Below are 11,728 nucleotides of genomic sequence, written 5' to 3'. Positions count from 1 at the left end.
CACAGCCGGTTTGGGCCCGTTCACGATGCTGTCGCGACCGGCTACAGTCGGCCAGAACTAGACATTCGCAACCGTTTATGAATGACATCAAGTCCGAGCGTCACGCGGAGAGTCTGATCAAGAGATTCGTTAATGTTGATGTGCCGGATGTAATCGGCACCTTGCCGCCAGAGCAAGCCTCCCGCGCTAGAAGTACCGTGCGGACCGCTCCTGGCGACCATGCCATCCAACCAGGAAAACCGTACCTTGACCGATCCCCGTCCGAAGCAGCAACCCGGCGAGCCAACCCCTTTCAAGACTGGCATGCGCCCCAACAGAAGGTTGAGCTCAACGCAAGGACCACCGTTCTCATGGTTGGAGGGCCGACCATCGCATGAGATCCACATGGGGCTGCAACGCGCCAGCGCCATGCCATCCGACTTGGCCCGTCTTGAGACGGCATGCGCGCGACTGGAGTTGGTTCTTCCTAGCGACTTCCTGTTATTCATGCAAACGGCGCAGATGTGGGGGAAATTCAGGAGCGTGAATGGCGGATACTTTGATATCAGAAAAGACCCTGCCAGATGCCCGATCAGCGACGGCTTTCTGGTGCCCTTTATTTCCGATCAGCAGTATTGCCACTTCTACTTCCTTCACATCGCGCCTGGTCGGTCGAATCACGAGATTGTCTGGGCCGACGATCTCTATCTTGGTGCCCTGTACGCGACCTCCGAGGAATTTGAGAGGGAGTACACAGGAGTTCGATCCCTCCGACATATATCTACGCGACGGCGACTTCGAGAACTTCATGCACTGTCACCTGCAGGATCACGAAAAGTGGTTTGAGAGCCGAGACGGAAATGAACTTTGAGCATGTAGCGCCTCTATGAAGCGTTGAAGCTGTCAAATCTCAGCGATGCTGAATGTTCTTGGCCTGCGCTACCTAAGTTGAACTTGAAAGGCAGCTTTGGGCCCTTTGCGCAGGCGACCTGTCCAGCTACATTCGGCCAATAGCAGACGCGCACGACGCGTAGCCGTGCTACCCAGAAGAAATGATCAGCAGAATCACTCAAGCCGCTTTGCTTCTCGTCCCCGCTTGTTTCCTGCCGCAGGTGGCAGCACAAGATTTCCGCAGTCTGTTCGCAGCAGAGTCGGCCTTGTCGGTAGCAATGCTGTCCCGCGGGAGCATCTGCACTGAATTGGGTCGATTTGCGAGTGCCGCCGATGAAAAGAGGTCTGCGGGTATGAGTCTGGAGGAACTTCGTTTGGGGCTCGACAAGGCGATGGCGAATCCGGAGGTTCCGGACTTCTCAAGGGAGTTGGTAGCGATGGTTGCGATGGACGTATTCAATCGCCCTCGACCGCCCGGAACGGCAGTTGGAGACGAAGTGACCTTGGCATGCAACGCTCAACTCACCGAGCAGATCAACATCAAGTCTGCTGCGCCCATGTCAGAGTCGGAGAGGGAGGCGCTGAAGGTGGTCATGAGCAAGGACTACATTCCCTTCGGCATGTCAAACGAAATCCGCAAGTAGGCCTCTACGCTCGTTGGATGAAACAACTGCAGTCGGCCAGAACCAGTCACTCATCATGCCGGTCCAATTCCGAGTCATCGCTTCCGAACTAATACCACTACGCGGGGGCCGTTCGTCGCTGGCAGCGACGTTGGACTGTCCATACGTCGTGCTGGCAAACGCTGTCTCGTCATTTCCGATGCCTCGACCGCGGCCTCATCGTGAGGCGGTCCGCCTGCGTGTCGAACTGACGTTGCCAGATGGCTCAGTGACCCAGCATTTCGCATCCGTAGCAGCCGTGACGCCCATGGACGCGCCGGCCACGATTACATTTGTCGGGCTTGCGGATGCCGAGGTTCCTGTGGGTTCAAACATCGAACTGTTGGAGTTCGAGACTCAACCTCGGTAGCCAGCTTCCGGCCAGCAGCAGACATCCGTCCCGGTTGTCCAGCTTCTTCGCTGGAAGCGCACGGCTAAGATAGGTCGTCAAGAGGGTTAACAAGTGATTTATCGGTTGAGTACGGCCTATTTGAGCCGCTTGGAAAGCGAACGCAACTCAAAGATTTTCTATGGCTACGCGATTGCTTCCGGGATCTGTGCTGTAGCGATATGGCAATTCGGCCTCCCGGCGGTACTCATCGGCGCCGCAGCTTTCGTTGTCGCCGCGGTCTACCACCGGAAGCTCAATCAATTCCATGTCCTCAAGGTCGCGGCAGCGCGGCATATTGAAGTGGAAGTTCTCGCGCATCAGCTCGTCTACCGGTCTGCAGTCGGTGAGCAACGCATCAAACTCGACCAACTGCAGTCGGTCGAGCAGGCGTCAAAATTCGAGCCCATAAAATTGGTTCTCGCGGGCGCGCCGCCGCTGATGCTGGATGGCCTGCACGATGCGGACAAGCTCGTGGAGGAGCTTGCCGCATATGTTCCATGAAGGCAGCACACGGCCAACACCAGACGTTCGACCACGCCCCCAAGACTGAAGAACAGGAATGTCGATGCAATTTGCGTCAGCCGACGAGTTCCGGATGGAAAAGGAACCTCTCATCAAGCTTCTTGGGGTGCTGTCTCAATGTGGCGAGGTCGTTTCGAAGTTTTTAAAGCCAAAGCCCTCCATCCGGGGTCGCGATGACGCTCAGCGGCTGGCCGAATTTCTGGAGCGCTTCAGCGACCTTGCGACTCAGACACCACTCGGGCATGTTGAGCGAGAGTTCGGACCCTTCTCAGTTCTGAATCGGTTCGAGTTCGAGGGCTCATTGGTGTCGGTTGTTCTTGACGGGGGATGTCACCGGGCGACTGCCGGGCTGACTGTGGAGGATGCCCGGAGGCTTGTCGTCCAGGCCCTGGACGCCATGTTCCCCGCTCCGTTCTCAGACCTGCTCGCATACCGTTTCGACAGCCTCGATTGGTGCGAGTTGACGCGAACGTCGACCCTCTCCTCTGCATACGTGGTCTGGCAGAGCCCGCGGAACCTGTGGTGGGTGCTTTGCGTTTCCGACATTGACTGAATCTGCATGTGCCGGACCGCTGGTTCAGGCCGCAGGAGGAATGCCGGTCGTGTGGCACAGTTCGGCCAGGAGCGGACGTCTGCCCACGATGTCCAGAGAGTGTTGCAATGAATCGAGACGTGTCCGTAGGAGACAGCGTTAAGCTGATTGAGATGCCCGAGTGGCTGGTGCATGACTTGCCAGCGGCCGAGCAGGCAGAAATGCGAGCGTGCATCGGCCAAGTCTTCGTGGTTCGAGAAATCGACCGGCACGGCTACTTGTGGGTAGGCTTTGGGACGACCTTTGACCACGCCGACGCCACACGCTACAGCGGACATTCCTTCGGGATTCCACGCGACTGCGTTCAACCGGCTCAAGAGGAATGACCATCTCAATCGCCTGTGTGCCAGCGTCATCGAGTTCGGCGGGCTAAAAGCGGCCAGAACCAGACATACGTGCCCTGCTCCCAATGAATAGCGTCTTTATCGTTCAGCACGTTCACCTGCTTCTGCCGCAGGAAGAGGAGGACGTAAAACTAATCGGAGTCTATAGGTCGCTCCAAAGCGCTCATGCGGCCGTTAAGAGGTTGGCGAGTGCTCCGGGATTTCGAGATCGTCCCAACGTCGTCGACCCATCCTATGCCGGTATTGGCGCGGGCGAAGGCTTTCATATCAGTGAGTACCGTCTCGATGAGGACAACTGGATCTCTGGCTATGTAACTCAGACCAGTTGATTCACCGACTGTCAGCAGCCCGCTTCTTTGATGCCGGCCCGATTCGGCCAAGAGCAGTCCTTCGCTGCTGCAGCGATTGAGTATCTGGTCTGATGCCAACAATCGAATCATGAAACTGTCGATCGCGCTTTTGCCGGATTTTTCATACACGTCGGGTGGGTTGTCACTGCCGTTTCTTTATCAATTGAAGTTCGAAAGGGCAGTTGTGCTGCATGGCCCTATCCACGTCACGGCATGTCTTCTCGTTAATAGTGACGACGACGGTATTTGCGCGGGGTACACCCAAAACATTTCCAGCTTCCTTCCCGGGGCGGAGTTCGTCGTCCCGCCGGGAAGGGAACTGGTTCTGGCCGCCAATGTGCTGGAGGATCAGGATGGACCGAGTGAACTAATCAGTGGGACGTATGAACTATCGGCAAAGGTTCAAATGCGGGCCCAGGTAGAAGGTGGTTCGAGTCGCTTCTATGAGTTGAGATCTTCGCGCCAGATCCTGCTGTCATAAGGGGAGCACCCACGAGATCGGAGAAGCAAGCCAAAGCCGGTCCGGATGTTTCCTAAGTGGCCGCTTTGAAGCAATGCTTACAGCCGCTTTGGGCCCTAGGCGGAAGTTCAGCTCACATCGAAAGCAGCCCTCCAGCAACTGCTCATCTCGGCATCCGCGCGAGGGGCATTCTCGACCTGATCAGCCCCAGGAAGAACACGCCTCCCCCGCCGTCGTCACTGCTTCTCGATCTGGGCCGATTCGGCGACTTGCCCCCAAAGCCGCGAGTTCTCTCGCAGCAGTTTGGTGAACTCATCGCCGCTCAGAACGTTCGGAACCGAGCCGATGCTCTCGGCGAATTCCTGGACGTCCTTGCTCGCCATTGCCGCCACGATCTCTTTCTGAAGCTTGGCGACGACTGGCGCAGGCGTGCCCTTCGGGGTCCATAGGCCCGTGAAGTTCACGACGCTGTAGCCTTTGAATCCGGCCTCGGCGAAGGTCGGCACGTCGGGCAGTGCATTCAGGCGTTTGGCGCCGCTGATCGCCAGAAGGCGGACCCTGCCTCCTTTGACCTGGCTGATGACACCCGCCGTCGATGCCAACTGGAAGTCGATCTGGTTTCCCAGCAGCGCCATCGTGGCTTCACCGTTGCCCTTGAAAGGGACGTGCGTGGCCTCGAAGCCCGCCGCACGCTTCAACGCCTCGGTTCCGAAGTGCGGCATGGTTCCGGAGCCACCGGTGCCGTAGTTCAGTTTGCCGGGATTGGCCTTCGCATACGCGACGAGGTCTGCCAGCGTCTTGAACTTCGAATCGCTTGCCACGACCACAGCCACCGGGGCGAAGTTGAATGCTGCGATGGGAACCAGGTCGTGGTCATGGTCCCACGGCAGCTTCTTGAATACGTACGGCAGGATGGAATAGGTCAGATCGTTCGCCACCAGGGTGTAGCCATCCGGTGCCGACCGCACGACTTGACCGATGCCGATGGTGCCGGTTCCTCCCGCCTTGTTGTCGATGAAAAAGCTCTGTCCGGTTTGCTCGGTGAGCTTCTGCGCGACGCGGCGTGTGACCTGGTCCACCGCGCCACCGGGAGGATAGGGAACGACGACCTTGACCGCCTTGTTCGGATAGGTGTCGGCGGCGTGAGCCGAGACGTTGACGGCCAGGGCGGCCACAAGGGCAAGCCCCAGAATCGGCGCCAGTGAGGGTGCTTTCGACATGTATCTCTCCACTCTGTGCGCTGCGAATCAATCGACCTTGATGTTGCCGGCCTTGATGACGCCAGCCCACTTGGTGGTCTCCGACTTCACGAATGCCGCAAAGTCCTTGGAACTTGAGCCCACGCCTTGAACCCCCATCTCGGCGAAGCGACTTGCCACCGCCTTGTCTGCAACGACGGCGCGAGTCTCGGTTTCGAGGCGATCGAGGATGGGACGAGGCGTGCCCGCCGGCGCGAACAGGCCGTTCCATTCGTTCACTTCGAAACCCTTGAGGCCGCTCTCTCCGACAGTCGGAACCTGGGGCCAGCCTTCCTGCCGCTTGGACGACGTGATGGCCAGCGGCTTGAGCTTGCCGCCCCTCACGAACGCTCCGCTCGCTGTGGTCGCGCTGAACATCAGGTCGACCTGTCCGCCGATCAGGTCCGTCAGTGCCGGCGCGCCACCCTTGTACGGAATGTGCGTCATCGAGATCTTCTCGTTCTGGGAGAACAACTCCGCCGCCAGGTGCTGGGCGCCGCCGCTGCCGGCGGACGCATAAGTGAGCTTTCCCGGAGTGGCCTTCGCTGCTTTCACTACATCCGCAACCGAGGCATACGGGGAGTTGGCGGGCACGACCATGAGCAGTGGAACCTGCATGATGAGCGAGACCGGGGCGAGTTCCTTCGCGGGGTCATAGTTGAGCTTGGGGAAGAGGCTCGGATTCACCGTGTACGACGTTGCGTCCAGGAGCAGCGTGTAGCCATCGGCAGGTGCCTTTGCCACGTACGAGGCGCCGATCGTCCCGCTCGCCCCCGGGCGGTTGTCGACGATGATTTGCTGCTTGAGCCGCTCGCCGAGGTACTGCGCCAGGATACGCGCCGTGTTGTCTGCTGCGCCGCCTGCCGGGTAGGGCACGACCAGCTTGATGGGCTTGTCGGGCCATTGCGCGTGCGCAGCGCCGACCAGGCCAAGCGCAATTGCGGCTGCGGTCAGGGCGGGCTTCATCCATTGCTTCATTTTTGTCTCCAGTAAAAAGGGTATTGGTCAGAGGCTGCGGCTTCCCACGCGGCCCCTCGGTCCGCGAGGCCGTCTGTGCGAGCGTGCGGGTTACACGGTCGCGATAGGGGTCGCAGGGGACCCTACGGCGCCCGGCAGGCGCAAGGGAGGAGCAGTCAGCAGGAAGCGAGAGCGTCCATGCTCTCGAAGCCATTTCGCCAACGGTGTGAGATGCCACAACTCCCCAAGATGAATGCCGTTCTTGAACAGGCAGTGCTCGTGCAGCGGCAGCCGTGGACCCCGAATTGGCGTGGGCTGCGTCAGGCGGGGCGCCACCAGTTCCACCGCGGGGTTGTCGGCCAGGAGGCATGCAAGACGCACATCGACGATCCAGTTCAGCAGCCTGGCGTCGTTGCCATCCAGTCCGCTGCCCGTCTCGTGAAGCTTCTTGAGATCCGGTTGGCGATTCATCGCAAGCAGCGTGTCGGCGAATCCGGTGTGGATGCACACCATGTCCCCAGCCTCGATCTCGACGCGGTCTTGCTCGAGGATGCGCATGAGACGCTCGTAGCCGATGGCTTCGCGGCGACGCCCGACGTGGTGTTCAAGGTCGACCATGACGCCGCGCCCTTGAACGCCGTGTTCGGCCAGGTTCTCGATGCCCAATGCCTCTGCGCGAGGCGCCGGAAAGCGCATCCAGTCGACAGGCGCCCCCTCGTCCTCCTTGGAGGAGCGAATTTCCACGCCGGCGCGAAAGCCGTTGTAGAAGACGGCTTCGGGCTGGCCGTCGCCGTCCGCATCGAAGCGACTGCCCATGTGCGCGAGGCTGTCCCATTGGGTCGAATACTGCGTATTCATGACCAGCACTTCGTCGCAGACCACATCGGTCAGCGTCGTGTCCTCGTCGAGGTACGACCAGCAGAAACCCTGTGCACCGGCGCTCTTGCCATCGCGCAGGGTCGAGAAGGTCTGCGCCGGCATCCGCCGGGGATTCATCTTCATTCCGCCGGGCACGTCCAGAGGCAGCGACAGACAGAAGGTCTTCCCGAGCTTCACTTCGGCCACGCCCTGAAGAACCTTCGAACGGTCGACCAGGTTCATCCGGCCTCGCTGGTCGTCGGCTCCGAATTCGCCCCAGGTGCTGCCTTCGGGAGCGTGCTTCCATCGCTGCATGGAACGCTCCTCAGGCCGCTTCAGCCTGCCTGGCGAGCACGGCGAGCGCGTTCCTGGCAGCCGATTCGCCCATGTTGATGTACGCGTCCGAAGTCACCGAACCGACGTGGGGGCTCAACACCAAGCCGCGTTGGGACTGGAATGGATGGCCGGGCGCCATGGGCTCCACGGCGAAGCTGTCCAGGCCCGCTGCGCGGACGTGTCCGGTGCGCACGGAATCCAGAAGCGCCGCCTCGTCGATCAGAGCGCCGCGTGCCGTGTTCACGATGATGACTCCAGGCTTGCAACGCGCGAGCGTGTTCGCGTTGAGCAGCCCCTGGTTGTCCTCCGTCAGGGGGCAGTGCAGCGAGATGACGTCGGATCGAGCGAACAACTCCTCCAGGTCGACCAGCGTCACGTGGTCGGGCACATCCTTGGCGAACGGGTCGAACGCGACGACCTTCATTCCGAAGCCCTCCGCCATCCGAGCGAAACGACGGCCGATGGCTCCCAGACCCACGATGCCCACCGTACGACCGGAGAGTTCGAGGCTGGAGTGAGAGGCTTTCTCCCAGTGACCGGCGTGCATCCGGGCATCGACGGCTGGAATCGACTTGGCACAGGCCAGAAGCAAGGCGAATGCATGTTCGGCGACTGCGTTGGCGTTGGCCCCCACGGCTGCGACCACCTCGATACCGCGTTCCTTGGCCGCTGCCTTGTCGATGTTGTCGGTGCCCGACCCATGCTTGGAGATGACGCGCAGAGCGGGCGCCGCATCCATCGCAGCCGCGCCGACCTTGCCGTATCGCACGATCATCGCCGCCGGGTTGTGCTGCTTGCACAGGGCGACGATGTCTTCCGGCGTGGGCGTCTTGCCGGTGTAGACGAGCTCATGGCCTTGCAGCAGTGCGACGGCGCTGGGCGCAATCGCTTCGGCCGTGATGACGATGGTGCTCACAGCACTTCCCCTTCCTTGAGCACACCCGCGGCGCGCAGTGCGGACACCAACCACTTGGCATTCGTGTCGCCGCCCTTGATGGCCTCGATGCGAGCCGCCTCGTCCTTGACTTTCTTGGCAGCGCTGGGCAGCAGCCCTTCGATCTTCTCGCGCTCCACGACCACCACCCCGTCGGCGTCGCCGATGACGAAGTCTCCGGGGTTCACGATGACGCCGCCGACCGACACGGGGTGGCCGATACGGCCGGGCACCATCTTGGTCGGACCGTTGGGGTTGGTTCCCACGGAGAAGACGGGGAAGTCCATTTCCTCGATTTCCAGGCTGTCGCGGGCGGCGCCATCGATGACCACGCCGGCAATGCCGAGCTTCTTGCAGGCGGTCATCATGATGGTTCCCATCAGCGCCGCCGTCTGGTCTCCCTTGCCGTCGATGACGAGCACGTCACCCGGCTTTGCCATGGCCATGGCTGCATGAATCATGAGGTTGTCGCCGGGACGAACCTCCACCGTGAAGGCAGTGCCAGCGACTTTCATGTTCGGACGCAAGGCCTTGATGCGTCCATGCATCGCGCCGCGCCGTCCGGCGACGTCCGCCAGGATGGCGGGCTGAAAGGTCGATGCCTCCTTCACGACGTTCGCGGGCACGCGGTCGAAGTCACGGATGATGTCGGGTACGTTGCTCATGGTTCGGATTCCAAAAAAAGAAGGGTGAGATTGGCCCCGACCCTGCACACGCAGAGCCGTCTCGGGAGAAAAGATGAAAAGGGAAAGAAGAGAGAGGAAGGTCAGTCGACCTTCGCGCCGGATTCCTTGACGACCTTGGCCCAGCGGACCGTCTCGTCGCGCACCAGGGCGGCAAACTGCTCGGAGGGGCCGCCCAGTACATCGGCACCTTGCTCGGTGAGCTTCTTCCTGACGTCGGGAGTCTCGAGTGCCTTGTTGAAGGCGGCGTTGAGCTTGCCGACAGCGTCCTTGGACACGCCGGCAGGGGCGGCGATGCCGAACCAGGTCACAGCCTCGAAGCCCTTGTACCCAGCCTCCGCGACCGTCGGGACGTTCGGCAGATCGGCAGAACGCTTGGCAGAGGTCACGGCGAGGGCGCGCATCTTCCCGTTCCTGATGTGGCCGCTCAGCGTGACCACCGACGAGATGTACATCTGGATCTGGCCGCCGATCAGGTCGGTGACGCCCTGCGCCGCGCCCTTGTAGGGGACGTGCGTCAGCTTGACGTTGGCGATGCGCTGGAGTTGTTCCGTCGCCAGGTGCGCGACCGTGCCGCTTCCCGAGCTCGCGTAGTTAATGCCATCCGGATTCGCCTTGGCGGCATTCATGAGGTCCGCGAGCGTCTTGTAGGGCGAGTTGCTGGCCACCGCGATGACCAACGGGGCACTCGCGACCAGCCCCACCGGGGTCAGGTCCTTCTGCGGGTTGTAGGGCAGCTTGGCATACAGCGATGGATTGATGGCCATGTTCGACGTCTGCCCCATCACGAGCGTGTAGCCGTCGGGCGCCGCCTTGGCGGCTGCGTCCATGCCGATGTTCCCGCCCGAGCCGGGCTTGTTGTCGATGATGATGGTCCAGCCCTGCTGCGTTGTGACCGTCGTTGCGACTTCCCGTGCAATCAGGTCGGGACCTCCGCCAGGAGGAAACGGCACGATGAGCTTGATGGGACGGGCAGGATACGTCTCTGCCGCGATGGCGCCAGAAGCGAACGCAACGGCCAGCATGCCGGCGGTGAAGGCGAATGCGCGAAGAGCGCGGACGTTGTGCAACGAGTTCACTTGATGTCTCCAGTGTTGTGTGCGTCAGGCGCACCTCTATGGAACTGGAGTATTCGCCGCCCCCTTCATTCGGTCCAATCGAACTTTTCTTGGAATCGATAAATCTGACTTTGCCTATTCGGCCGCAGGCAGCCGGGCGTGCCTGGCCAGCAGTGCAATCAGCCGCTGGGCAGCCGGCGAGACGTAGCCGCTTTCCCGGAACGTCACCACCATTCGACGCCGCATCGTGGTGCCGCGCAGCTTCACCTCGCGCAACCTCGCTCCCGAACTGCCCTCCTGCAGATGCAGGCGAGAGATGAAGCTCAGCAGGCCCGTCTCGCCGATCAACGCGGGCAGCATCAGAAGCATGGTGCTTTCCACCTGAACGACGGGACGCGGCAGGTGATGCCGGTCGAAGGTCTGGTCGAGCCAGTCACGGATCGGCGCCCCCTGCGGCTGCAATACCCACTTGTAGTTCGCGAGGTCGCGCAGCGTGACCTTGGTCTTCGAGAACAACTCGTGGTTCGCGATCGCGGCCACGACGAGCTGGTCCTCGGCCAGCAGGCGCGTGGTGAAGCCCGGTTCGCTCGGGCCTTCCGTGCCGACGAGGAGGTCGATATCGCCGCTGCGCAGCAGCGGGGCAAGGACGTCGCCCAGCGCCACCGTCGTTCGCACGGTCACGCCAGGCGCCTCCTTCAGCAGGTCCCGCGCAGCAGGAGGCAACAGGAACTGCGCCGCGGTGGGCACGATGCCAAGCTTGACCTGGCCGGAGAGCCCCTGGCCGATGTCGCCGATCTCGCGGCGAGCACTTTCGACGTCGAATCGGGTGCGCTGGGCCCACCTCAGCAGCGCTCGTCCCGCCGTGGTCAACCGGATGCCGCGTCCGGTCTTTTCGAACAGCGTCGCGCCATACGCCTCCTCCAGCCGACGCACGCAGCTCGTCAGGGCCGGTTGGGTCTTGTGCAGGCGCTCGGCCGCACGCCCCATGTGCTCAAGCTCAGCAATGACTTCGAAGTACCTCAAATCCCGCAGGTCCACGGGTTCCCTTTCAGTTGGCTTTGACATCCGAGGGCAAGCCGCACTCGAGGCGCGCACGATGGCCATGCGCCAGGCGGCCGGCTGCCTGCACCTCGCGAAAGTCTAGCCGCGACGCGGCATTTCCCGGCGCCGCTTCTTGCGGTCCGGCGCCTGTATTCGAGCGCCACGCCGAGCCGGCTCAAGATCCGCTCATGGCCGCTTCAAGTCGGATCGGCACGCGGCCGAGCATTCCGAAATTTCTCCCGCAGGATGCCGCGGGCTTCCTCGGCCGCCTCGAAATTCCGCCGAAGGGACAGAATTCGCGGCCTCCGCGTTTTGCACTCGCCACATGCTCGCTCTGGACCGGCGTCCCTGGAGCGAGCGCAGCGTCCCACGCTCAATACCGTCGGGGATAGGAGCCGAGCAGCCGGAATTCCCTGTGCTGCGCCAGCAGCC

Annotated in this window: 13 protein-coding genes; 6 read left to right on the top strand and 7 right to left on the bottom strand. The window is 61.6% G+C overall.

The genetic code is table 11. From position 1 onward, the window contains the following. Positions 1 to 384 precede the first annotated feature (384 nt). The 6 genes from ACTJLF_RS34095 to ACTJLF_RS34070 all read left to right on the top strand — a co-directional run bounded on the left by ACTJLF_RS34095 (position 385) and on the right by ACTJLF_RS34070 (position 4,212). Entirely contained in the window at positions 385 to 825 is a 441-nt protein-coding gene (locus tag ACTJLF_RS34095; RefSeq protein WP_440884833.1) for a hypothetical protein, read from the top strand. Positions 826 to 1,031: 206 nt separating this feature from the next. Then, complete coding sequence (locus ACTJLF_RS34090; protein ID WP_440884832.1) at positions 1,032 to 1,514, top strand: hypothetical protein; 483 nt, start codon at positions 1,032 to 1,034, stop codon at positions 1,512 to 1,514. A 517-nt stretch (positions 1,515 to 2,031) separates the two neighbouring features. Further along, complete coding sequence (locus ACTJLF_RS34085) at positions 2,032 to 2,424, top strand: hypothetical protein (RefSeq protein WP_440884831.1); 393 nt, start codon at positions 2,032 to 2,034, stop codon at positions 2,422 to 2,424. A 58-nt stretch (positions 2,425 to 2,482) separates the two neighbouring features. Beyond that, entirely contained in the window at positions 2,483 to 2,998 is a 516-nt protein-coding gene (locus ACTJLF_RS34080) for a hypothetical protein (protein ID WP_132797448.1), read from the top strand. A 107-nt stretch (positions 2,999 to 3,105) separates the two neighbouring features. Beyond that, complete coding sequence (locus ACTJLF_RS34075) at positions 3,106 to 3,363, top strand: hypothetical protein (RefSeq protein WP_132797449.1); 258 nt, start codon at positions 3,106 to 3,108, stop codon at positions 3,361 to 3,363. Between the two features lie 456 nt (positions 3,364 to 3,819). Next, positions 3,820 to 4,212, top strand: coding sequence for a hypothetical protein (locus ACTJLF_RS34070; RefSeq protein ID WP_132797453.1), 393 nt, complete (start codon positions 3,820 to 3,822; stop codon positions 4,210 to 4,212). 215 nt (positions 4,213 to 4,427) lie between these two features. Here the strand turns inward: ACTJLF_RS34070 and ACTJLF_RS34065 are convergent, their stop codons facing one another. From ACTJLF_RS34065 to ACTJLF_RS34035, 7 genes are all read right to left on the bottom strand, one after another. Next, positions 4,428 to 5,411, bottom strand: a complete 984-nt coding sequence (locus ACTJLF_RS34065; RefSeq protein WP_440884830.1) for a Bug family tripartite tricarboxylate transporter substrate binding protein — start codon at positions 5,409 to 5,411, stop codon at positions 4,428 to 4,430. A 27-nt stretch (positions 5,412 to 5,438) separates the two neighbouring features. Further along, entirely contained in the window at positions 5,439 to 6,407 is a 969-nt protein-coding gene (locus tag ACTJLF_RS34060) for a Bug family tripartite tricarboxylate transporter substrate binding protein (protein WP_440884829.1), read from the bottom strand. A 90-nt stretch (positions 6,408 to 6,497) separates the two neighbouring features. Continuing rightward, complete coding sequence (locus ACTJLF_RS34055; protein WP_440884828.1) at positions 6,498 to 7,559, bottom strand: cyclase family protein; 1,062 nt, start codon at positions 7,557 to 7,559, stop codon at positions 6,498 to 6,500. 10 nt (positions 7,560 to 7,569) lie between these two features. After that, the gene (locus ACTJLF_RS34050) at positions 7,570 to 8,496 is read right to left on the bottom strand and encodes a hydroxyacid dehydrogenase (RefSeq protein ID WP_440884827.1); all 927 of its coding nucleotides are present in this window, start codon (positions 8,494 to 8,496) and stop codon (positions 7,570 to 7,572) included. Next, a complete protein-coding gene (locus ACTJLF_RS34045) occupies positions 8,493 to 9,179 on the bottom strand; it encodes an RraA family protein (RefSeq protein WP_019657275.1) in 687 nt (228 codons plus the stop codon). The genes ACTJLF_RS34050 and ACTJLF_RS34045 overlap by 4 nt, the downstream gene beginning before the upstream one ends. Before the next feature lie 101 nt (positions 9,180 to 9,280). Next, entirely contained in the window at positions 9,281 to 10,222 is a 942-nt protein-coding gene (locus ACTJLF_RS34040) for a Bug family tripartite tricarboxylate transporter substrate binding protein (RefSeq protein WP_440884834.1), read from the bottom strand. Positions 10,223 to 10,390: 168 nt separating this feature from the next. Further along, on the bottom strand, positions 10,391 to 11,293 hold the full coding sequence (locus tag ACTJLF_RS34035; protein ID WP_440884826.1) for a LysR family transcriptional regulator: 903 nt from the start codon (positions 11,291 to 11,293) through the stop codon (positions 10,391 to 10,393). Positions 11,294 to 11,728 lie beyond the last annotated feature (435 nt).

Origin of the sequence: Variovorax sp. 22077 (assembly GCF_052044195.1) — a bacterium.
In the GTDB taxonomy this organism is placed as follows: Bacteria; Pseudomonadota; Gammaproteobacteria; order Burkholderiales; family Burkholderiaceae_C; genus Variovorax; species Variovorax atrisoli.
Note: the sequence above shows the minus strand (reverse complement) of the source record. Positions and strands in the feature narration are given on the sequence as shown.